Source organism: Pseudarthrobacter sp. C1 (assembly GCF_034720455.1).
In the GTDB taxonomy this organism is placed as follows: domain Bacteria; phylum Actinomycetota; class Actinomycetes; order Actinomycetales; family Micrococcaceae; genus Arthrobacter.
Window position 1 is genome coordinate 344339 of the sequence record NZ_JAYESK010000004.1, and the last position, 25665, is coordinate 370003.

25 protein-coding genes and 1 tRNA gene are annotated in these 25665 nt (G+C 65.5%); 11 read left to right on the forward strand and 15 right to left on the reverse strand.

What is annotated here, in order from left to right; genetic code table 11:
* Window positions 1-43: 43 nt before the first annotated feature.
* The 5 genes from dop to U7114_RS09255 all read right to left on the reverse strand — a co-directional run bounded on the left by dop (window position 44) and on the right by U7114_RS09255 (window position 6608).
* A complete protein-coding gene (gene dop, locus U7114_RS09235) occupies window positions 44-1714 on the reverse strand; it encodes a depupylase/deamidase Dop (RefSeq protein WP_323057153.1) in 1671 nt (556 codons plus the stop codon).
* Window positions 1711-3462, reverse strand: a complete 1752-nt coding sequence (arc, locus tag U7114_RS09240) for a proteasome ATPase (protein ID WP_157242314.1) — start codon at window positions 3460-3462, stop codon at window positions 1711-1713. The genes dop and arc overlap by 4 nt, the downstream gene beginning before the upstream one ends.
* A gap of 82 nt (window positions 3463-3544) precedes the next feature.
* On the reverse strand, window positions 3545-4612 hold the full coding sequence (locus U7114_RS09245; RefSeq protein ID WP_323057154.1) for a tRNA (adenine-N1)-methyltransferase: 1068 nt from the start codon (window positions 4610-4612) through the stop codon (window positions 3545-3547).
* Window positions 4613-4705: 93 nt separating this feature from the next.
* On the reverse strand, window positions 4706-5872 hold the full coding sequence (locus U7114_RS09250) for a site-2 protease family protein (protein ID WP_323057155.1): 1167 nt from the start codon (window positions 5870-5872) through the stop codon (window positions 4706-4708).
* Window positions 5865-6608: an HAD family phosphatase gene (locus tag U7114_RS09255; protein ID WP_321213554.1), complete on the reverse strand. Its 744-nt coding sequence runs from the start codon at window positions 6606-6608 to the stop codon at window positions 5865-5867. Before U7114_RS09255 ends, U7114_RS09250 begins: the two co-directional genes overlap by 8 nt.
* A 151-nt stretch (window positions 6609-6759) precedes the next feature.
* Here U7114_RS09255 and U7114_RS09260 point away from each other — a divergent pair, with 151 nt between their 5' ends.
* On the forward strand, window positions 6760-7659 hold the full coding sequence (locus U7114_RS09260) for a PAC2 family protein (protein WP_321213553.1): 900 nt from the start codon (window positions 6760-6762) through the stop codon (window positions 7657-7659).
* A gap of 9 nt (window positions 7660-7668) precedes the next feature.
* Here the strand turns inward: U7114_RS09260 and mshC are convergent, their stop codons facing one another.
* Window positions 7669-8946: a cysteine--1-D-myo-inosityl 2-amino-2-deoxy-alpha-D-glucopyranoside ligase gene (gene mshC / locus U7114_RS09265; protein WP_323057156.1), complete on the reverse strand. Its 1278-nt coding sequence runs from the start codon at window positions 8944-8946 to the stop codon at window positions 7669-7671.
* 15 nt (window positions 8947-8961) lie between these two features.
* On the reverse strand, window positions 8962-9795 hold the full coding sequence (locus U7114_RS09270) for an undecaprenyl-diphosphate phosphatase (RefSeq protein WP_321213551.1): 834 nt from the start codon (window positions 9793-9795) through the stop codon (window positions 8962-8964).
* Window positions 9796-9847: 52 nt separating this feature from the next.
* On the opposite strand from U7114_RS09270, the gene U7114_RS09275 reads away from it, so the two are divergent.
* Window positions 9848-10783: an aldo/keto reductase gene (locus U7114_RS09275; RefSeq protein WP_323057157.1), complete on the forward strand. Its 936-nt coding sequence runs from the start codon at window positions 9848-9850 to the stop codon at window positions 10781-10783.
* A 10-nt stretch (window positions 10784-10793) separates the two neighbouring features.
* Here the strand turns inward: U7114_RS09275 and U7114_RS09280 are convergent, their stop codons facing one another.
* Window positions 10794-11060, reverse strand: coding sequence for a hypothetical protein (locus U7114_RS09280; protein WP_157242319.1), 267 nt, complete (start codon window positions 11058-11060; stop codon window positions 10794-10796).
* Window positions 11061-11100: 40 nt separating this feature from the next.
* Between U7114_RS09280 and U7114_RS09285 the strand changes: the two genes are divergently transcribed.
* A complete protein-coding gene (locus U7114_RS09285) occupies window positions 11101-11334 on the forward strand; it encodes a DUF5703 family protein (protein ID WP_157242320.1) in 234 nt (77 codons plus the stop codon).
* Between the two features lies 1 nt (window position 11335).
* Here the strand turns inward: U7114_RS09285 and U7114_RS09290 are convergent, their stop codons facing one another.
* Window positions 11336-12496 (reverse strand): acyl-CoA dehydrogenase family protein, encoded by a 1161-nt coding sequence (locus U7114_RS09290; protein WP_323057158.1) that lies wholly within the window; start codon window positions 12494-12496, stop codon window positions 11336-11338.
* An 11-nt stretch (window positions 12497-12507) separates the two neighbouring features.
* A complete protein-coding gene (locus U7114_RS09295) occupies window positions 12508-13812 on the reverse strand; it encodes a M20/M25/M40 family metallo-hydrolase (RefSeq protein WP_157242322.1) in 1305 nt (434 codons plus the stop codon).
* A 168-nt stretch (window positions 13813-13980) separates the two neighbouring features.
* On the opposite strand from U7114_RS09295, the gene U7114_RS09300 reads away from it, so the two are divergent.
* Window positions 13981-14063, forward strand: a tRNA-Leu gene (locus tag U7114_RS09300).
* Between the two features lie 101 nt (window positions 14064-14164).
* Window positions 14165-14485, forward strand: a complete 321-nt coding sequence (locus U7114_RS09305; RefSeq protein ID WP_321213547.1) for a hypothetical protein — start codon at window positions 14165-14167, stop codon at window positions 14483-14485.
* 73 nt (window positions 14486-14558) lie between these two features.
* Here the strand turns inward: U7114_RS09305 and U7114_RS09310 are convergent, their stop codons facing one another.
* Window positions 14559-15083 carry an HNH endonuclease family protein gene (locus U7114_RS09310; protein WP_323057159.1) on the reverse strand — a complete coding sequence of 175 codons (525 nt, stop codon included), beginning with the start codon at window positions 15081-15083 and terminating at the stop codon, window positions 14559-14561.
* 358 nt (window positions 15084-15441) lie between these two features.
* Between U7114_RS09310 and U7114_RS09315 the strand changes: the two genes are divergently transcribed.
* Entirely contained in the window at window positions 15442-16098 is a 657-nt protein-coding gene (locus U7114_RS09315) for an SGNH/GDSL hydrolase family protein (protein ID WP_323057160.1), read from the forward strand.
* A 338-nt stretch (window positions 16099-16436) separates the two neighbouring features.
* Here U7114_RS09315 and U7114_RS09320 read toward each other — a convergent pair whose 3' ends face one another.
* Complete coding sequence (locus tag U7114_RS09320; protein ID WP_323057161.1) at window positions 16437-17408, reverse strand: glycosyltransferase family 9 protein; 972 nt, start codon at window positions 17406-17408, stop codon at window positions 16437-16439.
* Window positions 17405-18547, reverse strand: a complete 1143-nt coding sequence (locus U7114_RS09325) for a glycosyltransferase family 9 protein (protein ID WP_321213543.1) — start codon at window positions 18545-18547, stop codon at window positions 17405-17407. Before U7114_RS09325 ends, U7114_RS09320 begins: the two co-directional genes overlap by 4 nt.
* A gap of 207 nt (window positions 18548-18754) precedes the next feature.
* Here U7114_RS09325 and U7114_RS09330 point away from each other — a divergent pair, with 207 nt between their 5' ends.
* From U7114_RS09330 to U7114_RS09350, 5 genes are all read left to right on the forward strand, one after another.
* On the forward strand, window positions 18755-19057 hold the full coding sequence (locus U7114_RS09330; protein ID WP_066275770.1) for a DUF4193 domain-containing protein: 303 nt from the start codon (window positions 18755-18757) through the stop codon (window positions 19055-19057).
* A gap of 159 nt (window positions 19058-19216) precedes the next feature.
* Window positions 19217-19969: a M50 family metallopeptidase gene (locus tag U7114_RS09335; RefSeq protein ID WP_323057162.1), complete on the forward strand. Its 753-nt coding sequence runs from the start codon at window positions 19217-19219 to the stop codon at window positions 19967-19969.
* A complete protein-coding gene (locus U7114_RS09340) occupies window positions 19966-21078 on the forward strand; it encodes a glutathione S-transferase family protein (protein ID WP_321213541.1) in 1113 nt (370 codons plus the stop codon). Before U7114_RS09335 ends, U7114_RS09340 begins: the two co-directional genes overlap by 4 nt.
* Window positions 21079-21103: 25 nt before the next feature.
* Window positions 21104-22213: a serine hydrolase domain-containing protein gene (locus tag U7114_RS09345; protein WP_323057163.1), complete on the forward strand. Its 1110-nt coding sequence runs from the start codon at window positions 21104-21106 to the stop codon at window positions 22211-22213.
* A 147-nt stretch (window positions 22214-22360) separates the two neighbouring features.
* Complete coding sequence (locus U7114_RS09350) at window positions 22361-23413, forward strand: FUSC family protein (protein ID WP_323057211.1); 1053 nt, start codon at window positions 22361-22363, stop codon at window positions 23411-23413.
* Here the strand turns inward: U7114_RS09350 and U7114_RS09355 are convergent.
* Entirely contained in the window at window positions 23410-24321 is a 912-nt protein-coding gene (locus U7114_RS09355) for a MaoC/PaaZ C-terminal domain-containing protein (RefSeq protein WP_323057164.1), read from the reverse strand. The two genes, U7114_RS09350 and U7114_RS09355, sit on opposite strands and share 4 nt — an antisense overlap.
* Window positions 24318-25658, reverse strand: a complete 1341-nt coding sequence (locus tag U7114_RS09360; RefSeq protein WP_323057165.1) for a 3-oxoacyl-ACP reductase — start codon at window positions 25656-25658, stop codon at window positions 24318-24320. Before U7114_RS09360 ends, U7114_RS09355 begins: the two co-directional genes overlap by 4 nt.
* Window positions 25659-25665: the final 7 nt, after the last annotated feature.

Below are 25665 nucleotides of genomic sequence, written 5' to 3' on the forward strand. Positions count from 1 at the left end.
CCGATATGCCCATCCTGCCACGGTGTGGGCCAACCGGGGCGGTTTACGCCGCAGGCGGAGCGTTATGTCCCAGAAGCTCCGCGAGGAACGGGCCTGCGTCCCGGTAGCGATCAAACAACGCTCCGGTCAGGGCTTTGGTTCCCCTAAGCGGTTCCCTGGTGGGCACGCGCTGGAGCCGGCCGTATCCCGGAACATCGAAGATTACGGAGTCCCAACTGGCACCTACGACGTCCTTGCCGAAGCTGCTGATGCACTTGCCCCGAAAGTATGCGCGGGTATCGGCCGGTGGTTCAGTGACGGCGGAGACGATGGCGTCATCTTCAAGGATTCTTTGCATCCTGTCCCTGGCGAGGAACCGGTAATAGAGTCCCTTTTCGGGCCTGATATCAGCCCACTGAAGGTCGACGAGGCCGAGCCTGGCGTCGTTCCACTCAAGTCCGTCGCGTTCACGGTAGCCGTCGAGCAGCGACAGTTTGGCAAGCCACTCCACCGAGGAAGCTGCGGCGGCCCGGTCATTGTCGAGCTGGGTCAGGACGGTGGCCCAACGCTCCAGGACGTCATGCGTGTGGCCGTCCCCGTCCACGGCGTCGCCAACCCCCGTATCCTGCGCCAGCTTGGCCGCGGCCTCGTGGTATATCCACTGGAGGTCAAGGGCGGTGACCCGCCTGCCGTCCAGCAGCCGCAGTTTTGCGGTGAGCGAAGTATCGTGGCTTACCGCCTGGAGTGCAGAAACCGGCTCGTACACCTCGATCTTGGGCGCCAGCCCTGCCTCAATGAGGCTGAGGACCATCGACGTGGTTCCGAACTTCAGGTAATTGGAAACCTGGCTGAGGTTTGCGTCGCCGATGATGACATGCAGGCGCCGGTACTTGTCCGCTGTTGCGTGCGGCTCGTCCCGGGTATTGATAATGGGCCGGCGGATAGTGGTCTCCAGTCCCACTTCCGCTTCGAAGAAGTCGGCCCGCTGGCTGATCTGGTAACCCGGGGTGGAGGCGTCCTGGCCGATGCCCACCCGGCCGGATCCGCACAGGACCTGGCGGCTGACGAAAAAGGGCGTCAGGCCCCGCACGATGTCGCCGAAGGGAACGGAACGCGGCATGAGGTAGTTCTCGTGCGAGCCGTAGGACACCGATTTATTGTCCGTGTTGTTCTTGTACAGGTTGACCGGCGGAAGGTCCGGATCTGCGGCCAGCCGGCGAACGGTGGCCAGCGCAACAAGGTCTCCGGCGGCGTCCCACTTCACGGCGTCCCGCGGGTTGGTCACCTCCGGGCTGGAGTACTCGGGATGGGCATGGTCGACGTACAGCCGCGCGCCATTGCCGAGGACCATGTTCATCAGCAGCGTTCCGGACTCGTCCTGCCCGTCGAGCTCCAGCTCCTCCCGCCCGTACGCCAGTGCCACCGTTTCCGCGTCCAGCACCGGCGGCTGGTCGGTGAGCTGGCTCGGATGGGCTGAGCGTCGGTCCACTGTCCAGCCGCGGGCGTCATGCAGCGGCTCCTCATCCGTATAGTCCCAGCGGGTTTCCGCTCCGCCGGCGGCGCGCTGCCGGGTTACCTGCGCATAGGCCTGGACCACCCTGGCACTCATCATGGTGGCATTGGCAGTCGGGGCGGAGGGGGCATGGATGCCATACTCCGTTTCCGCCCCCATCACCCGCATGGCCCCGCCGGCCGGCAGAGTCCCCCCGGCCGCGGGTTCCCGTGCAGCGGTCATAGATACTGCCCTGTGGTCGGCATGGTTTCGATCGACTTGCCTGGCTCCTGGCCCGCCTTGCCCTGGACGATGGTCCGGATGTATGTGATCCGTTCGCCCTTCTTGCCCGAGATCCGTGCCCAGTCATCCGGATTGGTGGTGTTGGGCATGTCCTCGTGCTCGCGGAATTCGTCCACGACGGCGCGCAGCAGGTGCTCGATCCTCAGACCCTTCTGCTGCGTGATGAGAAGGTCCTTGATGGCATACTTCTTGGCCCGGTCCACAACGTTTTGCACCACGGCACCGGAGTTGAAGTCCTTGAAGTAGAGCATTTCCGTGTCGCCGTTGGCGTAGGTGACCTCAAGGAACTCGTTGGACTTGTCGGTGGAGTACATAGCTTCGACAGTGCGCTGGACCATCGCATCCACCGTCGCCTGGACATCGCCGTCGTGCTCAGCGAGATCGGATTCGTGGAACGGCAGGTCCGGAGTGATGTACTTGTTGAAAATGTCCGCAGCAGCCTCCGCATCCGGACGGTTGATTTTGACCTTAACGTCAAGCCGGCCCGGACGGAGGATTGCCGGATCGATCATGTCCTCACGGTTTGACGCGCCAATGACGATCACGTTGTCCAGCCGCTCCACGCCGTCAATCTCGCTGAGCAGCTGCGGCACGATGGTTGTTTCGACGTCGGACGAAATCCCTGTGCCGCGCGTGCGGAAGAGGGAATCCATCTCATCGAAAAACACCACGACCGGGCTGCCATCGGAGGCCTTTTCGCGTGCCCTGGAGAAGATCAGCCGGATGTGGCGCTCGGTCTCACCGACGTACTTGTCCAGCAGTTCCGGCCCCTTGATGTTCAGGAAATAGCTTTTCAGGTCCACATTGCCCGAACGCTCGGCGGCGCGGGCGGCAAGGGAATTGGCCACGGCCTTGGCGATGAGGGTCTTGCCGCAGCCGGGAGGGCCGTACAGCAGGATGCCCTTGGGAGCTTTGAGGCCGTGTTCCCGGTAGAGGTCAGGGTGGAGGAACGGCAGTTCGACGGCGTCACGGATCTGCTCGATTTGGGGCCCAAGACCGCCAATGTCCTCGTAGGTGATGTCAGGGACTTCCTCCAGCACGAGGTTCTCCACCTCGGAGCGGGGCACCTTTTCGAGGGCGTATCCGGTCCTGGAGTCAACCGACAGGGCATCGCCCACCCGCAGCTTTTCGGCAAGGAGCGCTCCGGAAAGCCGCACAACCCGCTCTTCATCGGCACGCCCCACCACGAGGGCGCGATCGGCACCGAGCATTTCCTTCAGGGTGGCGAGTTCACCGGCCCGCTCGTATCCCAGCCCGGCGACCACAAGGAGGGCCTCGTTGAGCAGGACCTCCTGCCCAACGGCCAGCTGGTTGATGTTCACCAGGGGGCTGATGCCCACTCGCATCTTCCGTCCCGCGTTGAAGATGTCCACCGATTCCTCGGTTGCGGCCTGTCCGCTGTTGCCGGGTGAGGGCTGGCGCTTGGGGTTCAACTGCAGGATGGTACCGAAGCTGTAGGGTGGCTGCCCCTCCTGGTCCAGCGCATTTTTCAGCCGAAGGATCTCGGCCTTCGCGGTTTCAAGCATGCTGACCAGCTTGGTGTTGTTTTGCGTCGCCGCAGCCAGCTGGCGGTCAATGTGCCTCAGCTTGTCCCGGAGGATGTTGACCTGGCGGTCGGCAACCGAGAGGTCATTGGCGGCAGACTGCTCTGCCGGTGTACGTCCGGAGTCCTGGTTTGGCGTCTCCATGATGTATCAGCCCCTTCCTGCGCTTCTATTAAGACATTAGCCCCAACACGGCAGGTAGGGATGGCGACTCCCGAAATGTGGACTACTTCGTGACCTCGGGCTCGTCCTTGACGTTCGTTCCGGCGATGGCGTCCCGCGCTGCGCGCCGGAGCTTCTTGTCGGAGACCTGCCGTTCCCCGACCGCGCCGGGGGTCCAGGCGTTGACGTCCTCTTCATTGAAGTCGGTTTTGGAGGGGCGGCGCTTCACGGAGATGCCGGTAACGCCGTCGGCCAGGCGCCGGGTGACCAGCAGGAACCCGGTATGCGCCACCATGCGGTGGTCCGGCCGGACGGCCAGTCCTTCGAGGTGCCAGCCCCGGACCAGGGATTCCCAGGCATCCGGTTCAGTAAAGCGGCCGTCTGCACGAATGGCTTCGGCGGTGCGGGAAAGCTGGGTCACCGTGGCCACGTAGTTGATCCAGACACCGCCGGGCGCCAGGACGGTTGCCACGGCGTCCAGGCATTCCCACGGAGCCAGCATGTCCAGGACCACGCGGTCCACGGAGCCCGGCGCTTCGCTCCGGACCACCTCGTCCTGGAAGTCGCCCAGGGAGATTTGCCAGGCCGGGTGCGGCCCGCCGAAAATCGTCTCGACGTTGCCGCGGGCAATGTCGGCGAACTCCTCGCGGCGCTCGAAAGAGTGGAGGTAGCCCTGGTCGCCTACAGCCCGGAGCAGGGAAATCGACAGCGCCCCGGAGCCCACGCCCGCTTCCACGACGCGCGCACCGGGGAAGATATCAGCCATCGTCACGATCTGCCCGGCGTCCTTGGGGTACACCACTGCGGCCCCGCGCGGCATGGACAGGACGAAGTCGGAGAGCAGGGGGCGCAGGGTCTGGTACTGCTGGCCGACGTTGTTGACAACCACCGACCCGTCCGCCTTGCCGATGATGTCATCGTGGTTCAGGAAGCCGCGGTGCGTGTGGAATGCTCCGCCACTCTCAAGGGTGATGGTATTCATGCGCCCGCGCTCGTCGGTCAACTGGACGCGCTCACCTTCGCGGAAAGGACCACGCCGGCGGGCAGCGCCGACGGGCTGCGAGACGCCGGTAGCATCACCGGCTTGACCGGAAGCTGCTGTGGCCTCGTTGACGGCAGTTTCGCTGCTCATGAATTTCCTCGCTCCTGTAAAACATGGCGCCTGGATGTCCCATTGCAGACAATCCGGCTTCTGCGGCGGCGATGCACCGGCCGGCAGGTAACTCTACCGGTTTTGGCCCTGCCGGCGCGTATCGGGCCGCCGGGGTTTTCCAGTAACGGCGGCCAGGACCGCGTCCTGGGAAAGAAGCCCGGTGACCTTGCCGTTGTGGTCCACCACGGCGTAATGCCGCCCTTCGAGCTGGGAGAGGAACTGGAGCAGCTCCTGTCCTTTCGACCATTCGGGAACGTAAGCCCCCGGTGCGAGGGCGAAGGAAACAGCCGTGATGGGGGTGGAAGCCGCAGCGTGCGCAGGGACAGAGGACAGGGCGGCGGCATCCACCACTCCCTCCGGCCGGCCGTCCGGCCCGCAAACCACCAGTGACAGGGCACCGGCACCCTCGTGCCGGAGGGCTTCCTCCACCGTTGCCGTGGCAGGCAGCCCGGTAGCCGGCGTCGACAGCCCTGCGGCGCTGACAAGGTGGAGCCGTCCCCGGAGGGTTCCCTGCTGGATGGACGCCGAGGCACCCACCCAGAGGAAGCTGGCCACCAGGACCGTGATCATCAGCAGGCTGAAGTCGGGCGACTTTCCGGCCAGCAGGGGCCGCGCAACGAACCAATAGCAGATGGCGACGACGATGATGCGGCCGCCCCACCCGGCGGCCACAGTGCCTTTTGCCTGGCTACCGGTTGCCTTCCATACGGCGGATTCGACCAGCCGTCCACCGTCAAGGGGAAGTCCCGGGAGCACGTTGAAGACGCCAATCAGGAAGTTCGCCCACATGAAAATGTTGATCAGGATTTCGGCAACGCTGCCCAGGGCCACTGTGCCGAGCACCAGCCAGGCGCCCGCGGCCAGGACGAAATTCGCGGCGGGCCCGGCCAGGGCCACCAGGACTGACCGTCCCGGCGTCGCGGTAAAGCTCTCGAACTGCGTATGCCCGCCCCAGAGGTTCAGCACGATCTTCTGGGTCGGCCAGCCGTAGATTCTCGCTGTCAGCGCGTGGGCGAGCTCGTGGACCAATACCGAGATGAGGAGCAGGACGGCGTAGGCGAACGCCACAATGTATGCGCTGGCGCCAAGGGCGGGGTTCTCCTGGCCCAGGACAGGGCCATACACGATCACGGTGAAGGCGGCGATGACGAACCACGAATAGGCGAGCACCACTGGAACTCCGGCAATCCTGCCCAGCGGGATGCCCTCGCGCCGGACCGGCGCACTGGTTTCAGCCACCGGAGATCTCCGGCGAGCGGGCAGGCGCAGATGAGGACCCCAAGAGCTCAGGGCCGGCCAGGACCAGGGATTCAAGGTCCGTCACGGAGCGGCCGGACAGTGAGTCCCAGAGCGTGTACCGATCATCCTCGGGAAGCGGGACGATGTGCGGAATAGCCACGGTTGCCACGCCGGACGCCACGGCTGCCGCCACACCCGGGGCTGAGTCCTCCAGCGCGACGCAGTGATGGATGGCCAGCTCCGGGTCCGAGTCCTGCAGCCATTCGACGGCGGTCAGGTACGCCTCGGGGTGCGGCTTGCCCTGCGCCACTGTGTCCCCGGTGACCAGGACTTCAAAGTACGGCCGTGGAAGGCTGGCAACCACCTGGCGGGCCAGCGGCCCCTCGGACATGGTGACCAGGGCGCAGCGGACCCCTGCGAGGTGAAGCTCCTCGAGGAGTTCGCGCGCACCGGGCCGCCATGGCACCTGGCGTTGCACGCTGCTCACGACGGCCCCGGTCAGGGTGTCAATGATTTCGCGTATTTCAAGGTCCACGCCGGCCTCCTGCAGGATGCCGGCGGAAAAGGTCAGCGACTGCCCGACCAACTGCATGGCCTGTTCATGGGACCAGGTACCGCCGTGGGCTTCCACCAGTGCGTGTTCGGCAGCAATCCAGTACGGCTCCGTGTCAACAATCGTGCCGTCCATGTCCCACAGGACGGCTTTGAGCGGGGAACTGTCAGCTGGCAATCGCATGTCCTCAGTCTACGGGGACAGCCCGGACGCAGGCTGACGGCTACGCCTTCGGCGAATATCGGGCTCGTTCGCGCCACCGACCCTGCTTTCGGCGGATTTTGCGGCGCTTCATTCAATGCACAGCTGCGGTCCTTGGACGTAGGGTGAAGAAATGAATAGCTTCGAGGGAGACACCGCCGAACCAGGTGCCGGACCCGAGCGGTTCCTGCAGCCGGTCGCTGACGGACAGCGCATAACAGTGATGCTTGCCGCCTTTGAAGGCTGGAACGACGCCGGAGAAGCGGCAAGCGATTCGTTGCGCTACCTGAACAAACTGTGGGGCGGCAAGAAGGTGGCGTCCATCGACGCGGACGAGTATTACGACTTCCAGTTCACGCGGCCCACCGTGCGCCGGAATGCTGCCGGTGAACGCAAGATAAAGTGGCCCTCCACGAGGATCTACAAGGCCAGCGCACCGGATTCGAATGTGGACGTCATTTTTGTCCAGGGAACTGAACCGTCCTACAAGTGGCGCGCCTACACGGCCGAACTCCTGGTGCACGCTGAAGCGCTGAACGTTGACTATGTCGTCCTGGTCGGGGCGCTGCTGGCGGATGTTCCGCACAGCAGGCCCATTCCGGTCAGCACTTCTTCTGACGACGCCCCCCTGCGGGAGCGCATGAACCTGGAGGCTTCGCAGTATGAAGGCCCGGTGGGAATCGTCGGCGTGCTCTCGGAGGTCGCCCTGCTGGCAGGAATTCCCACCGTCTCGCTTTGGGCCGCGGTCCCCCACTACGTTGCCCAGGCGCCGTCACCGAAGGCCCAGCTGGCGCTCCTGAACCGCATCGAGGAACTGCTCCAGGTGCCGTTGGACACGCATGAGCTGGCAGAGGAGGCAGACGCCTGGGAACGGGGTGTGGACGAACTCGCCACGGAAGATCCCGAAATCGCCGCCTATGTCCGGCAGCTTGAGGAGGCAAAGGACACGGCGGACCTGCCCGAGGCCACCGGCGAGTCGATTGCCCGCGAGTTTGAGCGCTATCTCAAGCGGCGGGGCCAGGACCGGCCCTGAACGGGCAGCCTAGAGAACCACACCAAGCAAGGCGTCCACGGCGTCCTTGACCATTGCCTGGTCTACCGGACTTGCCGGGCCGGCGTCGTTGTTTGCCTGCTCCGCCCAGCGGGACACGGCCGCGACGGCAGCCGGGGCATTCAAGTCCGCAGCCAGAGCCTCCCGCATCTCGGCAACAAGCGGGACGGCAGACCCCTTGGGAGCGCGGCCCAGCGCCCGGCGCCACGCGGCCAGGGTGGCCTTGGCTTCCAGGAACCCTTCATCCGTCCAGGACCAGTCGGAGCGGTAGTGGTGGGCAAGGATGCCAAGGCGGATGGCGGCAGGGTCCTCCCCCGCTGCCCGAAGTTTCGACACCAGGACCAGGTTTCCTTTGGATTTGCTCATCTTCTCGCCGTCCAGGCCCACCATGCCTGCATGGGCGTAGTGCCTGGCAAGTGGAACACCGGCAAGTGAATACGCGTGGCCGGCACCCATCTCGTGGTGCGGGAAGATCAGGTCCGAGCCGCCGCCCTGAACGGTGAAGGGCGAGGGCAGGTACTTTTGCGCGATCACGGTGCACTCAATGTGCCAGCCGGGCCGGCCCGCACCCAGGCTGCCGCCGGGCCAGCTTGGCTCGCCTTCCCGTGCCACCCGCCACAGCAGCGGATCAAGTGCCTGCCGCTTTCCTGCCCGCCCGGGATCGCCGCCGCGTTCCGCGAACAGCTCAAGCATCTCGCTTTCCGCCAACCCGGAGATGCATCCCAGGGTCCACGCGTCCGGTGCCACGGAGTGCTTTCCGGCCGCTTCGACGTCGTAATAAACGTCCCCGTCAGGCTCGCCGTTGGTGCCCTGCACTTTGTAGGCCAGCCCGAGGCTGACCAGCCGTTCCACCTCCGGAACTATCAGGCCGATGGATTCCACGGCACCCACGTAGTGGTCCGGAGCGAGCACGTTGAGGGCTTCCATGTCCGTCTGGAAAAGCTCAATCTGGCTGGCGGCGAGCTCCTGCCAGTCAACGCCGGTGGCCGTGGCGCGTTCCAGGAGCGGATCGTCCACGTCCGTGACGTTCTGCACGTAGTCAACCTCGTGGCCGGCGTCCCGCCAGGCCCTGTTCAGGAGGTCAAAGGCCACGTAGCTGGCGGCGTGGCCCATGTGCGTGGCGTCGTACGGCGTGATGCCACAGACGTACATCGAGGGGCGTCCCTCATTCTCCAGGGCAACTTCACGGCCTGCAGCCGTGTCGAACAGCCGGAGGGCGGGCATGCTTCCGGGCACGTCGGGAACGGGGCGGGATTTCCAGGATTTCACACGCCAAGCCTAGTGCTAGGCGCTGATGACATTGAAACCGAGCAGGAGGTACAGGGCCAGGCCCAGGAAGATCCGGTACCAGACGAACAGCCGGTAGCTGCGGGTGGAAACGAACTTCAGGAACCAGCCGATGATGATGTAGCCCACCACCAGGGCGATGACGGTGGCAAGCGCGGTTTCCGGCAGGCCGTAGGGGCCGGTGATTCCTTCCTTGGACACCGTCTTGTACAGCTGGAAGAGGCCGCTGCCAAAAACCGCCGGAATGGCCAGCAGGAAGGAGTACCGTGCGGCCGCTTCCCGGGTGTACCCCATCAGGAGGCCGGCGGTGATGGTGCCGCCGGACCGGGACACGCCGGGGATCAGCGCCATGGCCTGGGCGAAGCCGTAGAGGATGCCGTGCTTGTACGTCAGCCGGGTCAGGTCGCGTTCCTGCCTGCCTACTGCGTCGGCGACCGCCAGGATCAAACCGAAGACAATCAGCATGGTGGCGACGATCCACATGCTGCGGAGCACCGATTCGATCTGGTCCTGGAACAGCAGTCCCAGGATAACGATGGGGAGGCTGCCCAGGATGACAAGCCAGCCCATCCGGGCATCCGGGTCCTGCCGGGAGACTTTTCCGGTAAGCGAACCGGCCCATGCCTTGACGATCCGGACGATGTCCCGCCAGAAATAGATGAGCACCGCCGTCTCGGTGCCCAGCTGGGTGATGGCGGTGAAAGCAGCGCCGGGATCCTCGGCATTGGGCAGGAACTGCCCCACAATCCGCAGATGCGCGCTCGATGAAATCGGAAGGAATTCGGTCAGTCCCTGCACTAGGCCCAGCAGGGCCGCCTCAAACCAGTTCACGCTAAGACCCTACGTCATGGGCAGCGCCGGTTCTGCCCGTAAGCTTGCTGCTATGCAGCAGCGTTACGTCGGCAACAGTGGATTGCGGGTTTCCGCCCTTTCCCTCGGCACCATGTCCTGGGCCGGCGAAACGGACGAACAGGACGCCTCTGAGTTGCTGCGCACCTTCCTTAATGCCGGCGGCCGGCACGTCGATACCGCCGCCTCCTACGCGGACGGGCGCTCGGAGGCGATGATCGGCTCCATGCTGGGCGACGTCGTGGCCCGGACGGAGGTTTCCATCTCCACTAAAGCAGGAATGACGACGCCGGATGGCCGGCTCGGCGTGGACACGTCGCGTAATGCGATGCTCACCGGACTGGAAGCGAGCCTCGCCAGGCTGGGCACCGACTATGTGGACATCTGGTTCGCGCAGGCCTGGGACCGTAATGTGCCGTTGGACGAGACGCTGTCAGCTTTGGAATTTGCTGTCCGTACCGGCCGTGCGCGGTATGTGGGGGTCTCCAACTTCAACGGCTGGCAGGCGGCGAAGGCCGCAGCCATCGCCGGCTTCCCCCTTGTCGCCGCGCAGGCGGAGTATTCGTTCCTGCAGCGCAGGCCGGAAGCCGAACTGATCCCTGCCGTCGAGGACGCCGGCATGGGCCTGATGGCGTGGGCGCCGCTTGGCCGCGGCGTGCTCACGGGCAAGTACCGCGGCAGCATCCCCTCCGGATCAAGGGCTGCCTCCGCAACCGAAGCCGGGTACGTTGAGCCGTACCTGGAGGAGCAGCCGTCCCGGACGGTGGAAGCTGTTTGCATGGCAGCCAAAGGCCTGGGCCGGACTCCGCAGGACGTTGCCCTCAGTTGGCTTCTGTCGCAGCACGGCGTAGCAACCGCCATTGTGGGCCCGCGGACGCCGGCCCAGCTGAAGGAACTGGTGGATGCCCAGCTCTCGCCGCTGCCGCCGGAAATTGCCCGGGCTCTGGAGGATGTGTCAGCCCCGCACTAGGTCCGCGGTCCTACTCCTGGACGATTTCCAGGTCCTCGTCGTCGTCCACGTCGCTTTCCTCGTCCTCTTCGTCCTCGTCATCAAAGACCTGGAGCGGTGTGACCTCGTTGTAGGCCTCATAGAGTGCGTCTTCGTAAACTTCGAAGGCGTCTGCAACTGCAAAGAATGCCGCCTCCACGGAGGGATCACCGTCTCCGCGGCGGTTGGATGCTGCTATAAGGTGTTCTTCCAAAGCGGTGGTCAAGGACTGAAGCGCGACACGCGGATCGATGCTCATGACTTCACGTTAGCCGGAAAAGGACGAGAATGGAGGGCAAATGAAGGAACAATTTCTCACCAGTTCGGTCCAGCGGGAACGGGACTATTTGAGGCAGTACGAGTACCTCGTACTGACGGTCAGCCCTGTCGATTCCCTGCATGAGGCACGGCGCCGCCTGGTGGAACACTCCGAGTACGGCAAGTGGGAGCTGGAGCGCAGCAAGCTGTACGTGGGCGGAGGACGGCGCTTTTGGCTGCGCCGCCGGGTGCTGCAGGTTCAAAGGACCGTTTAGGTCAATCCTCCAGCGGACCCAGCCAGGCGTTGGCCACGGTGTTGTGGGCAGATTCGTCATCGGACGGATGGAACATGCCGGCAAGGACGTCCCGGTAGAGCCGCTCCAGTTCCGATCCCCGGAAATAGCTGGATCCCCCGCTGACGCGGATGGCCAGGTCCACTACGCGCCGCGCCGTTTCCGTCGCGTTCACTTTCAACCCCACCAGCTTGGGGAACCACTGCTGGCCATGGTCCACCAGGGAATCCACGTCGGCTGCGACGGACCGCAGCTGCGGGTAGAGGTTATCCATGGCCATTGCCGCCTCGGCAACCTTCCAGCGGATGTCGGGGTCCTGCGCGTAGCTGCGTCCGCCGTTCTTGAAGGAGGTGCGGCGCTTGACGTTCTCCACGCCCAGGGCCAGGGCCCGCTCCCCCAGCCCGGTGTAGACGGCGGCGAGCAGCGTCTCGAAACAGGCAAAGATCGCGAAAACCAGGGGATCGCGGCTGGGGCCGACGGGGATCCTGCGGAAGATGCGCTCCGGCGGAACGCCGGCGCCGTCCAGGACGGTGGTGCAGGACTGGCTGGCCCGCATCCCAAGCGCGTCCCAGTCGTCGAGGATGCGGTAGCCGGGTGTTTGGCGCGTGATGAAGCCGTGGACCAGCTCCCCCTCGCCGTCCCGGCCGGAAGGGTCCTTCCCGAAGATTCCCAGCCTCGTCCACGCCGGTGAGAGGCTGGTGAAGATCTTGGTTCCCGTGAAAGAGTAGCCGCCGTCCGGCAGCGGCGCGGCCGTGGTCCGGGAGTCGAACAGGACCGAGTCGTTGCCGGCTTCCGAGTTGCCGAACGCGAAGATCTCGCCGTTGGCCGCTTCCTTGAGCACAAAGTCCAGGGATCCGTCGCCGCGGGCGCCGAGGACATGCGCGACGCCGGTCCACACCAGGTGCATGTTGACGGCCAGCGCGGTGGCCGGGGCGGCCGTTGCCAGCCTCCGCTGGCACTGCGCCGCCGCCTCAAGGCCAAGCCCTGCCCCGCCGTCGGACCCTGGAACGAACAGCTTCAGGTAGCCGGCCGCCGCGAGGTCCTTAAGGTCCTCATGGAAGAAGGCGTTGTCCCTGTCATACCCGGCGGCGCGGCCGCGGATCTGCTCCAGCAGCTCCTCCGGCAGGATCTCTTCCGGCGTCATGGCAGCCTGGCTCAGTAGTTGGTGAGGAGGGTGTTGAGCACCCTGGCGCCGAACTTGAGGGAGTCGGCAGGTACGCGCTCGTCCACGCCGTGGAACATGCCGGTGAAGTCCAAGTCATCCGGCAGCATCAGGGGCGCAAAGCCGTAGCCTGTGATGCCGAGCCGGCTCAGCGACTTGTTGTCCGTGCCGCCGGAGAGAGTGTAGGGCAGCACCTTGGCGCCCGGGTCTTCGGAGTGCAGGGCATCGATCATGGAATCCACCAGGTTCCCGGCGAAAGGGACCTCAAGGGAAACGTCCTTGTGCACGTAACTGACGTCAACGCCGGCTCCCGCGAGGTCGCGAACGATCTCCAGGACGTGGTCCTGCTGGCCCGGAAGTGTCCGGCAGTCGATCAGGGCCTCGGCGGATTCGGGGATGACGTTGTGCTTGTAGCCGCCCTTGAGCAGGGTGGGGTTTGTGGTGTTCTGCAAGGTGGCGCCCACAAAGCGGGCCACCGTGCCCAGCTGGCTCAGCAGGATGTCCGGATTGTCGGCATCGAACTCAACGCCGGTGAGTTCGGTCACACCGTCCAGGAACTGCCGGGTGGTGGGGGTGAGCTCGATGGGCCACTTGTACTCGCCGATGCGCGTTACGGCTGCGGCGAGCCGCGTTACGGCGTTGTCGGTGCTGATCTGTGAGCCGTGGCCCGCCCTGCCGTGGGCCACGAGGCGGAGCCAGGAGATGCCCTTCTCCGCTGTCTGCAGCAGGTACGTGCGCTGCCCGCCGATGGTGGCCGAGAAGCCGCCCACCTCGGAGATGGCTTCCGTGGCGCCCTCGAACAGTTCCGGGCGCTTGTCCACGGCGTAGCGGGCTCCGTAGGCGCCGCCGGCTTCCTCATCCGCGAAGAAGGCGAAAATGATGTCGCGTTTCGGCTTTGTGCCGGACCTGGCAAAGCTGCGCAGGACGGAGAGGATCATGGCGTCCATGTCCTTCATGTCGACGGCGCCGCGGCCCCAGATCAGCCCGTCCTTCAGTTCGGCTCCGAACGGGTCTACGGACCACTGGTCCCGCAGCGCAGGCACGACGTCCAGGTGGCCGTGCACCACCAAGGCGCTGGCGGAGGGATCCTCACCGGCCATGCGCGTCACCACATTGGCGCGGCCCGGTGCGGACTCGAAGATTTCCGCCGCAAGGCCCACTTCCTCAATCAGCCCCGCGGCGTATTCAGCCGCAGCCCGCTCGCCCGGCCCCGAACCGTCACCGTAGTTTGACGTGTCTATCCGGATGAGTTCCTGGCAGATCCGGACAACTTCATCCTCGGGCAGGACGTCAGGCATGGAAAGCTCCTCACTGGATTGGCGGGTTGGAACGGTGCTGAATCGTTGCCCTCAGCCTACCCACTGGGGCCGATTCCATGTTTCCCGAAAGTTCGTGTTAGAGTTTTTCTCGCTGCTTCGGAGAAACGCGAAACGCTGAAAGGCGGAAACGTTCACCGAATACCACCTGCGCGGGTGGCGGAATGGCAGACGCGCTAGCTTGAGGTGCTAGTCCTCGAAAGGGGGTGGGGGTTCAAGTCCCCCTCCGCGCACACAGGGAAAACCCCGGATTCCATCCCAGGAATCCGGGGTTTTCTGTGTCTCCAGCCATGCCTTCACCACGAACCGCTTTTTGTCGTTCATGATTGGCGGCATGGGGAAGGGATTTTCCGGCCGGGCCACGTTCTTAGCCGCGCTCATCGGAGTGTCGGGAGTCGCTGGCGGGGTCTGGTTACTCTGGGCCAACTTTTGCCTGTGGACCTGCACCATATTCCAGAGCACCGCCTTCGACTGGGGCCTGGCCCTGACGGTGCTCGCCTTGTTGCTGCTGGTGGCTTCCCAGATTTTCGCGGTGGGTGCGATCCGCAGACGCGACGGGAAGCCGTGGGCGGTCGCGGCCCTCTGCCTGGCCGGCGCACCTGTGGCATGTGGGCTGGTGGGGGCTCCGCTGGCCTACTTCGCCCTTGGATTCTGATGGCCTATGCCGGTTGCCTTCAAGGAAGCGGCTCTGACGCTTTCTTCTGTCCGTCCCACCGCTTGGGCAGGACTCAGTGGCGGCAGCCGGCCAGGATCCCGGCGAGGGCGTCGTGCTCGGCCTGGGTGACCCACAGCTGGTACTTGGCCTTTACGGCGGTTTGACGCACTACATACTCACAGCGGAAGGCCTTGTTTGGCGGCAGCCACGAGGCAGCATCCTTGTCTCCCTTCGCACCGTTGGTGCCGCCGTCCGACGCCATCAGGTTCAGGGGGTCGTTGGCGAACTGCTTCCGCTGTTCCGTTCCAAGCTGCCGGGCCCCCTTCTGCCAGGCGTCGCTTAGCGGAACGAGGTGGTCAATCTGGACGGCGGAGCTGGTCCCGTCGCCACGGACGAAGTTTATGGTGGTTCCGGTGTACTTATCGGCCAGAACGCCTGAGGCCACCACGCAGTCGTGCGTTCCGGGCTTGAACGTCTCAGCTTCAAGGTCGCGGGCGAGGATGTCGTTGCGGGTGTCGCAGCCGTTTCGGTCGACGTCGGCCCACGCCGGACCGAACTCTTCCCGGGTGTATCCCGTCCTCGGTGCGCGGCCCTTCACCGGAATCGTTTCCAGCTGCGAGAGCGCAGCAGCGGCCGCATCCCCCTCGTAAGCCGGATCGGCTCCAGGACCTCCGGGAGGTTCAACAGCGGCTTCCGGACTTCCTGCCAGGACTTCGGCAATTTCGCTTCCTGCCCGTGCTGCCGCTTCACAGCCGGCGAGCGCGCCTGCCAGCAGGAGGCCGGTCAGGACGGCAGATGTGGTGGCGGCGGACCTGTTGATGGTTGTTTCCTTCGAATAATTGGGGTTCCCTCCACGCTACCCGGACTGTCATCCGGCCCAGGGCAGGCTTGGGCATTGTGCCGGTCACACCGCCGTGCCCATGGCAGGGCAGGTGGGAACGGTGCAGTATGAGCTCATGGAGGAACGTCCGACGGCGGTCGCCGGCAATGGCCACATCGTCCTGCTGGGCGATTCCATCTTTGACAACGGCGCCTATGTCGGTGGCGGGCCTGCCGTCATCGCCCAGCTGAGGCAGGAACTTCAGGGATGGCAGTGCACGCTCCTGGCGGTCGACGGCGACGTGCTCCCCGGCGTTTCCCGGCAACTGGCTGCACTGCCGTCCGACGCAACCCATCTGGTGGTAAGTGCGGGCGGCAACGACGCCCTGGGCTATGCGCCACTGCTGCAGGAGCGTGCGCCCTCCGTCGGTGATGCGCTCGCGTTGCTTGGTAAAGCCCGGGAAAGATTTGCAGCGGACTATGAGGAAATGGTGGATCAGGTCGAAGCGGCCGGCCTGCCGTATGCGGTATGCACTATTTATGACACTCCCCCGTCAGCGCCCGGCAGGAATGTCATCGAGGCAGCACTGTGCCTCTTCAACGATGCCATCGCCAGGGCCGCCTTTTCCCGCGGTGCTGCCCTTATCGACCTTCGGCTCATCTGCAGCGAGGACGCGGACTACGCAAACGTGATCGAACCGTCATCACAAGGCGGACGGAAGATCGCCCGGGCCATCGCATCCTTCACGGCGGCAGCGAATCGGGAGGCAGCCTCAATCGTGATCGTGCGCTGAGAGCGGCGGCCGGCCTGCCCCGCGCCTGGGTGTCCGCTGTCAGTGCACCCGCAGCCTGCGGGGCCGGTGGCGCCTGGTCCGTTCCTCCGGCCGGGAGTCGTGGACAGCCGGGCGGTACCTGACCCACCGTTTCCCTGACCGCCTGGCTCTCCGCTCCTGACGCCGGGCCTTCCGTTCCGGGCAGTCTATCCGGGACAGGATCGCGAACGTTCCCGTCATCCAGAGGAACGCCACTGCAAGAACCAACGCAATCTCAATGTCAGCGCCCATAACCCATCTTAGGACTTTGCCGCCCCGTGGAGGAGCCCCAGACGGACCGGTTCACGTGCCCGCCAGCGCTACGGCAGACCCAGCCCGCCGACCGCGGCGAGGACATCCGGCACAGTGACTCCCAGCAGTGCAGGGTCGGGCTGGTCGGCAAAAGTGTCCCCCCGCCGCAGCTCCGCACGGGTCAGGACAACGTGCGGTCCTGGCGGGGGCCCCCAGATCTCGGGCGGGGCAGGTCCAAAAAGCACCACCGACGGCGTGCCATAAGCCGACGCGAGATGTGCAGCGCCTGTGTCAGCTGAGATCACCAGGCGCGCGGCAGCGATGGTTGCAGCGAACTCCCCCAGTCCAAGCCGCCCGGCCAGCACCGCTCCATCCGGGAGGCCCGCACGCCGGCAGACGTCAACCGCCCTGTCCCGTTCCCCGCTGCCCCCGGTGAAGACAACGTTGTGTCCTGCCGCATCCAGCGCTGCCGCAACAGCAGCGAAGCGATCAGCGGGCCAGAGCCGGCTGCCGTAGGCGGCGCCGACATGAAGGACCGTCGCATCGGGAACCGGGCTGGGTACATGCGGTGTGTTCAAGCCCACGTCCAAGGGGTCGGCGTCGATCCCGTGCCATTCCAGGAGCCTTACCCACCGTTCCCGCTCATGCAGTTCTGCACGCCAGGGCGGCCCGTCCCTGTGCCCGCTGCGGTGGCCGATGGTCTGCCGCGCCTTGAGGGCTTCGATGCGCCCTTGGCTTTCCGGGCCGCTGCCGTGCAGGTTCACTGCCACGTCAACGACGCCCGCTTCCAGGGCCAGCGGCTCGTCCAGGCCGTGGGTGGGCAGCAGCTCGTAGCCGCCGACCAGCCCCAGGGCCTCCGAGAGCCAGCCCTGGGCCGCGTACCGCAGCCGGTGTCCGGGGAACGTGCGGCGAAGGGCCTTCAGGGCAGGCACCGCAACCAGCAGGTCCCCGAGCTTCAAGGCCCGCAGGACAAGAAGCTCAGGCTTCCTGTCCACGCGGTTGCCCGGGCCCGTCTCCGTCAAAACGTCCGTGCCGCTCATGCGTCCACTTTCGTCAACTCGGTGGCTGCGAGGCTGCGTACATCCTCGTGCACCTCCCGCACCGCAACACCGGCCACCGCCGAGTCATCGTGCGGGCACCGCGGCGCCGTCCAGCCAACCTGGGTGATGTCTATACCGCAAGTGGGGCAGGCGGTCACCCAGGAGGCGTGGATGCGGTGGAGGCTCCTGCCCAGCGCTCCGGCATTTATGACGTTGCCCGCCCAGAAGATCCCCACCGTCGGAACCCCAAGCGCCTGGGCAAGGTGCCGCGGTCCGCTGTCATTCCCCACCACTACGGCGGCGCGGACCAACAGTGCCACGAGCCCGCCCATGTCAAGGTCCCCGGCGAATGAATGGACGTGGGCGGCGGCTGCCTGCTCCACAACCTGTTCGGCAAGGGCGCGTTCGCTCTCATCCCCGATGACCGCAACACGGAAGCCATCCGCGGCGCATGCTGCCGCAAGTTCAGCAAACCGGCCGGCGGGCCAGCGCCGTCGGGGATCAGTGGCGCCGGGATGCAGCACCACCCAAGGGCCGGCGCCGTCGTCGCGCATTACGGCGGCGGAAGCGCCGCTGTCCGCCGGCGCCAGACGGGCCTCCAGGTCAACGGGGAAAGCGCCGGCCATGCCGGCCACCTCCAGCGCCCTGAGTGGTTCGTGCTGGTAGTAGACATACGGAACCGTCCGCTCGAGACTGGCAGCGTCGGATGTCCGCGTGCCTACCGTGTGCCGGGCCCCCAGCCGAAGCAGGAACGGATTTGAGTACCGGCCACCGCCATGGAGCTGGACGGCCAGGTCGTACCGGCGTCCGCGCATGTCATCAAAGAACGCGTCCAGCTCCGCCGGGTCCTCCTCTCCCGGGCGGACGCCTTCAGCGTGTGGCAGCATGCACACCTCATCCACCGGGCTCTTGGTTGCGGCAAACAGCGCTTGGTGCACGGGAGTTCCCAGCAAGGTAAGGGTTGCGGCGGGGTAGGCTGCCTTGAGCGCGGCCATGGCGGGTATGGCGAAGATCACGTCGCCGAGCCCTCCGCCCCGCAACACTGCGATCCTTGACACGGACTCGAATTTCTCCAGGACAGGACCAACACCGGTACCCACCCGCGCCGAACCACCGAATTCCGCAGTGAGCTGCTCCACGTGCACCCCTTACCAGTAGTGCGGACTGCACCGTTTGCGGCGCCATCCGCTGCCATGCAGCCCTATTTCGCCGCTAACACCGCAGGCTGCCTCCTTTGAACCATTACCCAGGGGACGGTCAATATACTCCGGCTATTGGGGAATACCCGCATGATGCTGTACGTTTCATACGCGACAGGCGAACCAAAGAAAAGAGAAGCACCTAAAGTGGCAACCGATTACGATGAACTGCGCTCCGACGTCAAGGAATCGCAGGACAACTCTCTCGAGCAGCTCCAGTCAGCAAATGCTCCCGACGCACGCAGCGTTGTGCTGGAACTGGATGAGGCTGACGGGCTTGACGGCGCCGGCGTGCCCGGAGGCGAGTTCGTGGCCGAAGAGCTCGTGGTACAGGTCATCCCGCAGGCTGAAGACGAATTCACCTGCTACTCCTGCTTCCTGGTCCGTCACCGGTCCCAGATTGCGCGCCAGAAGGATGGCCACAGCTACTGCACTGAGTGCGAAGGCTAGTTAATACAGCCGACGTGGGGCTGCGGGAACGTCCGCAGTCCCGTCGATCCTGAGGCACGCCCGGTAGTCGGCGTGCCTTTCGGTTTTAAGCCTGCACCCAGCCAGCCCGGGTACCGTGGCGGCTATGGCTCACCACGACCCTGCGGGCGAGAGGCCCTGATGACGACGCCCGGAGACCCCTGGGATACATTACTGGCAGCATTCAGCCGCGCAGATCCTCCCAACGTGACACTGACGGAACTGGCACTGGCAGTGATGACAGCTGCCGCCTTGTCAGTGCCCCGCCGCTCCTGGCGGTACTTCGGCCTGCTGGCCACGGCCACGCACGAGATGGGGCACGCTGTTGCTGCGGTGCTGAGCGGCCAGCGGCTGGCCGGGATCCGGCTCCTCCTTGACCACTCAGGCACCACCACCACGTACAGCCGCAGCAGGCTCGCCACCGCCTGGTCATGTTTTTGGGGGTACCCAGTACCGGCACTGGTGGGTGCGGCGTTCGTGTGGTGCGGCTTCAACGGGTGGGGACCGGCGGCAATCTCAGGCGGCGCCGTGGCCCTGGCTGCCTCGCTGGTGTTCCTCCGGAACCTCGCCGGCGTCGTTATCACTTCGGCCGCAATTGCCATCACCCTGGCCCTGATCCTCTTTGTGCCGGCTGCCTTTGTTGGCCACGTGGCTGTCATCCTGGGCCTGGCACTGCTGGTGGCTGCCGTGCGCGACCTCATCAAGCTCACCCATGTGCACCTGCGCCGCCGGGACCGGCTGGCCAGTTCCGACGCATACCTGCTCTGGCGTGCCACGTCCGTTCCCTCCGGCGTCTGGATCCTTCTGTTCGCGGCCCTGGTGGCCGGCTCGTGGCTGTGGGCCTGGCAGCCGATCTCCACTGTCCTGCCCGCGGAGCATAGGGTGGTCCCATGACCCAGGAAACGGACACCACGCAGCAGGCGGAAAAGGCACATGCCTTGGGAAAGAGCGCAGAACACAGCACCCGCGGCGCCTACGTCACAGGTGGAGCGGAGTTCAACCGCGACACCAACTACATTGAGGACCGCATCACGAGGGACGCAACTCCGGGTCCGAACGGCGAACCGGGCTGGCCGGTGGAAGCTGGACGGTACCGGCTGATCGCGGCGCGTGCCTGCCCCTGGGCCAACAGGACCGTCATCGTCAGGCGCCTGCTTGGCCTCGAAGACGCCATTTCACTGGGACAGCCGGGTCCCACCCACGATGCCCGTTCGTGGACCTTTGACCTCGATCCAGGCGGGACGGACCCCGTCCTCGGTATCGAACGGATCCAGGACGCCTACTTCAAGAGGTTCCCGGAGTATCCCCGCGGCATCACCGTTCCCGCGATCGTGGACGTTGCCAGCGGTGCCGTGGTGACCAACAACTTTCCGCAGATCACGCTGGACTTTTCCACCGAGTGGACCGAGTTTCACCGCGCAGGGGCGCCGGACCTGTACCCGGAGCATCTTCGCGAAGAAATCGACCAGGTCAATAAACGCGTCTTCACCGAGGTCAACAACGGTGTCTACCGCTGCGGTTTCGCAGGATCCCAGGAAGCCTACGACTCGGCCTACGCCCGGCTGTGGACAGCCCTGGACTGGCTCGAAGACCGGCTCTCGGGGCAGCGCTACCTGGTGGGTGACACCATCACTGAAGCCGACGTGCGGCTGTTCACTACACTTGCCCGGTTCGATCCCGTCTACCACGGCCACTTCAAGTGCAACCGGCAAAAACTCAGCGAGATGCCAGCCCTGTGGGGCTACGCACGGGACCTGTTCCAGACGCCAGGCTTCGGCGACACCATCGATTTTGTCCAGATCAAGCAGCACTATTACATCGTCCATGAGGACATCAACCCCACGGGCATAGTCCCCGCAGGACCGGATCTGAGGGGCTGGCTGGAGCCCCATGGCCGGGAAGCGCTGGGGGGCCGCCCCTTCGGGGACGGGACACCGCCCGGGCCCGTAAGGGCAGGGGAAGAGGTCATGCTAGGGCACGGGGCGGACGCCGAAGGGCAGTAAGCGTTTTCTGGATAAGCTGGGTGCCATGCATAGACATCACGACTTCGTAGCGTCCGGTTTCAACAACGTCCTGGAACTGTTCAATACATTCCTGCGCGAGGATCCGCAGTACAGCGCACAGCTGGCCGTCTACAGGGACGGGGTCCCGGTCGTGGAACTGTCGGGCGGGCCGGACATGGCGCCGGACACCTTGACGGGGGCGTACTCCTGTTCGAAGGGAGTGGCTGCCATGGTCATTGCGCTACTGGTTCAGGACGGTCTGCTCGACCTCGACCGGACCGTAGCGCACTACTGGCCGGAATTCGGCGTGCATGGCAAGGACCGCCTCCTGGTCCGAGAGGCTTTGTCGCACCAGGCCGGGCTCATGGGCATCGAGGGCGGCTTCGGGCTGGACGAGTTCACCACCCCTGCCGCCGCGGCCCGGCTGGCGCGAGCTGTTCCAACCTGGCAGCCCGGCCGGCAGTTTGGCTACCACGCGCTCACCATCGGGATCATCATGGAAGAGCTGTGCCGGCGCACAGCCGGGGAAACCCTGCAGGAGATCTATGAAGGGCGAATCAGGAGCCCGTACGGTATCGACTTTTTCCTTGGGCTGCCTGAGGAACAGGAGTACCGTTACCGCGACGTCCTCTATGCGGCCGGACCGGTGGAGCCCTGGCTCGATCCGCTCAGCCTCGAGGGCCTGAACAGCAACGCCCCGGTCAGCACCATCATGGAGCTTCCCAATATCCGCCCGGTCCGGGCCGCGGGGATGTCCGCGGCAGGCGGCGTGGGAGCAGCCTCGGGCCTGGCCCGCCTCTACGCGGCAGCCACCACCGGAATCCAGGGCGGCGAACCGTTCCTCACCGCAGCCACCGTCGAGCAGATGTCGCAGGAACAGGTGTGGGGCCTTGACCGGTCCTCAGGCCTGGACAACGCGTTCGCCGTCGTGTTCATGAAGCCGCACCCGTCGCGGAGCTTCGGGAGCCATCGCGCGTTCGGGCATGAGGGCGCCAACGCGGCGCTCGGGTTCGCGGATCCTGCCTACGGCCTGGGCTTCGGTTACATTCCGCGGCGGCAGGAGGACGGAAGAACGCCCGGCCGTGCCCACCGGCTGGCGGCAGAGGTGCGCCGTTCAGCGGCAGATCTGTCCTGAACCACACCCCGGGCACACTGTGCCCGCCTCCCTGACCAGCACCTTTGTAGGCAGCCGCCGGGGCGCCGTAGGGTGGTACGAATGCGCCAGTCTCAAGCACGCCCGGATACCAGGTGGGCCAGGGGGACCCTTTTTCTCAAACAGGCGGTGTCCGGCCTGTCGTCGGCCTTTGCCGCGCAGCGGCTGCAACTGGCGGCCAAGGCGGCTTTTGCAGCCGGACTGGCCTTCGCCATCGCCCCGCATCTGCCCGGAGCTGCTGCGAACTATCCCTACTACGCCCCCCTGGGTGCGCTGGTGGCGATGTACCACAACGTTGCCGGCTCGGTACGGCAGGGCCTCGAGGCCCTTGCCGGACTCGCAGTGGGCATCGGCCTGGCGTATGTGCTGGTTACCGTCACGGATCCGTCGCCGCTCGCCGTCGCGCTGATCATGGGAATAGGCGTCCTGCTTGGGGGCCTGCCGGGAATCGGTTCGGGCAGTGACTGGATTCCGACGGCGGCGCTGCTGGTTTTGCTCGTGGGCGGCAGTAATCCGGACGACTTTTCGTTCGGTTACCTCCTGCAGATGGGCTTTGGAGTCGCCGTTGGGATCGGCGTCAACTTCCTGATCTTTCCGCCGCTGCACCTGAACGCCGCCGCGGCCAGCCTGGATGAGCTCCGCCAAGCCCTTGGCCGCCAGCTCACCGACATGGGGGCGGCCCTAAAGGAAGAATGGCCGCCCAAACACGAGGACTGGTCAAGCCGTTCAGACGAACTGGCGGCGGCGGCCCGCTCAGTCCGGCACCTGGTCAAGGAGGCTGACGCAAGCCGGCGGGCCAATCCGAGGCGCAAACTGCACCCCCGCGACGTCGATCTTGATTACCGGAACCTGCGCGAACTGGAGAGGGTGACCTTCCACATCCAGGACATCACCGACGTGCTTTCGGACGTGATCTGGGAGAGCGAGGCACCCTACAGCGTTCCCCTGCAGGACACCGGTCCGCTAGCCGATGCTTTGTCAGCCACCGGCAACCTTCTCCGCTCGTTCAGCGACGACGACACCTCCGCGCAGGACGGCCATTTCGGGGCGGCAAAGGAGGCGGTGGAAGCCTGCATGGCTGCCACCGCCGGAAGGGATGCGGAGCAGGGAATGGTCCCCGCGTCCGAATCGGTCCTGCTGAGCCTCCACCGCATCCTGCGCGCTGTCCGGACACGCGACTAGGGGGCGCTGACCGAACCGCTGAAGTGGCGGCGCCCCGACCTGGGATTCCATGCCACGAAACTGGAACGCGTCCGCGCGCCGGAGTCCCCTTCTTCGGTATTGATCTCCAGGGCAACCATGCCGGGAAGAAACACCGGGGAGTCGAAATCCACATCCCACGTGAAGGAATCGCCACGGGAAGGGCCGACGTCGGCGAGCGCCCTGGCCGCCAGGTACATGCCGTGGGCTATGGACCGCCGCATCCCCAAAGCCCTGGCGGAAAGCACGCTTAGGTGTATGGGATTGAAGTCACCCGATACCGCCGCGTAAGCCCGGCCGGTGTCAACACCAAGCTGCCAGATAGCGGTGGGGTTCGGCGCCTTGAATTCCGCCCGGGCGGAGGCCGGGGACGGTTTGTCGATCCCGGGCAGGAAGACTCCCTTGGCCAGGTAGGTGGACACCCCCCGCCAGGAGGCCTCGGGTGCCCCTGACAACCGCACATCCGCCACCACATCCACCACCGTCCCCGCACGGTGACCCCGGAGATTTTCCACCCTGGCGGAGACGTCCAGGCTGTCGGTGAAGAGTACCGGGGAACGCTGTTGCACGCTGTTCCGAAGGTGGATCATGCCGAGCAGGGGCAAAGGGAAGTCGTCCCTGTTCAGCACGCTCATGGCCAGCGGAAAGGCGAGTGCGTGGATGAACCCGGCAGGCAGCACGTCGCTGGCCGTCTCGCCGATCAGGTGCTGGTACGCGGTGAGCGTGGCAACGTCCACGCTGACCCCGCGCACTTCATGGCTTTCGGCCGGCAGGACGGATCCATCCTGGCTGCCCAGCAGCCGGCGGCGTGCGGCCTGGGCAGCGGCGTTGACGTAGAGCTTGGACAGCGAGGGCATTTCCCCCAGGATGACCGGCTGGGCGGGCATCATGCCCCCACCATGTTCTGCCCGCAGACCCGGAGCACCTCGCCGTTGATGCCGGCCGCTGCATCACTGGCAAGGAAGGACACGGCTTCGGCAACATCCAATGGCAGGCCGCCCTGCTGCAGGGAGTTCAGCCGCCGGCCGATCTCGCGGAGGGCAAACGGGATCCTGGCGGTCATCTCGGTTTCTATGAAGCCCGGGGCCACCGCATTGATGCTGCCGCCGAGCGCGGCCATGTGCGGAGCGGTGGCCCTGACCATTCCCATCACCCCGGCCTTGGACGCCGCATAGTTGGTTTGCCCCCGGTTGCCGGCAATGCCGCTGGTTGAAGCAACTGACACTATGCGCGGCGATTCCCGGAAGTGCTTTGAGGAAAGGAGAGCCTCGTTGATGCGGAGTTGCGCGGCTATGTTGATGCTGATGACCGAGTTCCACCGGGGCTGGTCCATGTTGGCCAGCAGTTTGTCCCGGGTGATCCCGGCGTTGTGGACCATGATGTCCAGTCGTCCGTGGCGCTGCGCGGCGTGCTCAAGAATGCGTTGTCCCGCGTCCTCCCTGCTGATGTCCAGTTGGAGCGCGGTCCCCCGCACCTCGTTCGCAACCGCCGCCAGCTGGTCGCCGGCCGCGGGGACGTCCACAAGGACCAGGGTTGCGCCGTCGCGGTGCAGGGTGCGGGCGATGGCCGCTCCGATGCCGCGTGCCGCTCCGGTCACCACCGCGATCTTGCCGGCCAGCGGCTTGTCCGGGTCCCCGGCAAGTTCTCCGGACGTGCCGGACACGGTCACAAACTGCCCGTCCACGAATGCCGAACGGCCGGAGAGGAAGAATCGGAGGGCTGCCAGGGCGCTGGGGCTGGTCGGCTCGATACCGTCCCTCAGGATGATGCCGTTGCCCGTGGCGCCGCCCCGAAGTTCCTTGGCCAGCGAGCGGAGGAACCCGTCAACCCCCTGCCTGGCAGCGGCAGCTGCAGGCGAATCGGCGTCCGACGCCGGCCGGGAGACCGTGACGACGCGTCCGCCGGCGGCAAGGTCCCGCAGGGAAGCCGCTGCCGGGAGAATCGGCTTTTCGAGGTCCTCAGGGTGCGCCACTTCATCCAGCACCAGGATGATGGCACCGAGTTTTTCGCGCGGTACGGCGTGCCGCCGGACATCAAGGTCCCAGGAAAGCAGTTCCGCGGACAGGGCATCGGCACCCGCCGTGCTTCCCTGGACCAGGATGGGGCCGTTGATCAAGGGCTGCCCGGGCTCGTAGCGGCGAAGGACCGCGGGCTGGGGAAGGCCGAGCTTCTTGGCCACATTCCTGCCCGGGCCCTGGTTAACCAGTTGTGCGTACTTGTCTGTCACCGGAACC

Coding starts and splice junctions, on each gene's coding strand:
- dop (WP_323057153.1), bottom strand. CDS start 1,714: ATGACCGCTGCACGGGAACCCGCGGCCGGGGGGACTCTGCCGGCCGGC.
- arc (WP_157242314.1), bottom strand. CDS start 3,462: ATGGAGACGCCAAACCAGGACTCCGGACGTACACCGGCAGAGCAGTCT.
- U7114_RS09245 (WP_323057154.1), bottom strand. CDS start 4,612: ATGAGCAGCGAAACTGCCGTCAACGAGGCCACAGCAGCTTCCGGTCAA.
- U7114_RS09255 (WP_321213554.1), bottom strand. CDS start 6,608: ATGCGATTGCCAGCTGACAGTTCCCCGCTCAAAGCCGTCCTGTGGGAC.
- U7114_RS09260 (WP_321213553.1), top strand. CDS start 6,760: ATGAATAGCTTCGAGGGAGACACCGCCGAACCAGGTGCCGGACCCGAG.
- U7114_RS09275 (WP_323057157.1), top strand. CDS start 9,848: ATGCAGCAGCGTTACGTCGGCAACAGTGGATTGCGGGTTTCCGCCCTT.
- U7114_RS09280 (WP_157242319.1), bottom strand. CDS start 11,060: ATGAGCATCGATCCGCGTGTCGCGCTTCAGTCCTTGACCACCGCTTTG.
- U7114_RS09285 (WP_157242320.1), top strand. CDS start 11,101: ATGAAGGAACAATTTCTCACCAGTTCGGTCCAGCGGGAACGGGACTAT.
- U7114_RS09290 (WP_323057158.1), bottom strand. CDS start 12,496: ATGACGCCGGAAGAGATCCTGCCGGAGGAGCTGCTGGAGCAGATCCGC.
- U7114_RS09295 (WP_157242322.1), bottom strand. CDS start 13,812: ATGCCTGACGTCCTGCCCGAGGATGAAGTTGTCCGGATCTGCCAGGAA.
- U7114_RS09305 (WP_321213547.1), top strand. CDS start 14,165: ATGGGGAAGGGATTTTCCGGCCGGGCCACGTTCTTAGCCGCGCTCATC.
- U7114_RS09315 (WP_323057160.1), top strand. CDS start 15,442: ATGGAGGAACGTCCGACGGCGGTCGCCGGCAATGGCCACATCGTCCTG.
- U7114_RS09320 (WP_323057161.1), bottom strand. CDS start 17,408: ATGAGCGGCACGGACGTTTTGACGGAGACGGGCCCGGGCAACCGCGTG.
- U7114_RS09335 (WP_323057162.1), top strand. CDS start 19,217: ATGACGACGCCCGGAGACCCCTGGGATACATTACTGGCAGCATTCAGC.
- U7114_RS09340 (WP_321213541.1), top strand. CDS start 19,966: ATGACCCAGGAAACGGACACCACGCAGCAGGCGGAAAAGGCACATGCC.
- U7114_RS09345 (WP_323057163.1), top strand. CDS start 21,104: ATGCATAGACATCACGACTTCGTAGCGTCCGGTTTCAACAACGTCCTG.
- U7114_RS09355 (WP_323057164.1), bottom strand. CDS start 24,321: ATGATGCCCGCCCAGCCGGTCATCCTGGGGGAAATGCCCTCGCTGTCC.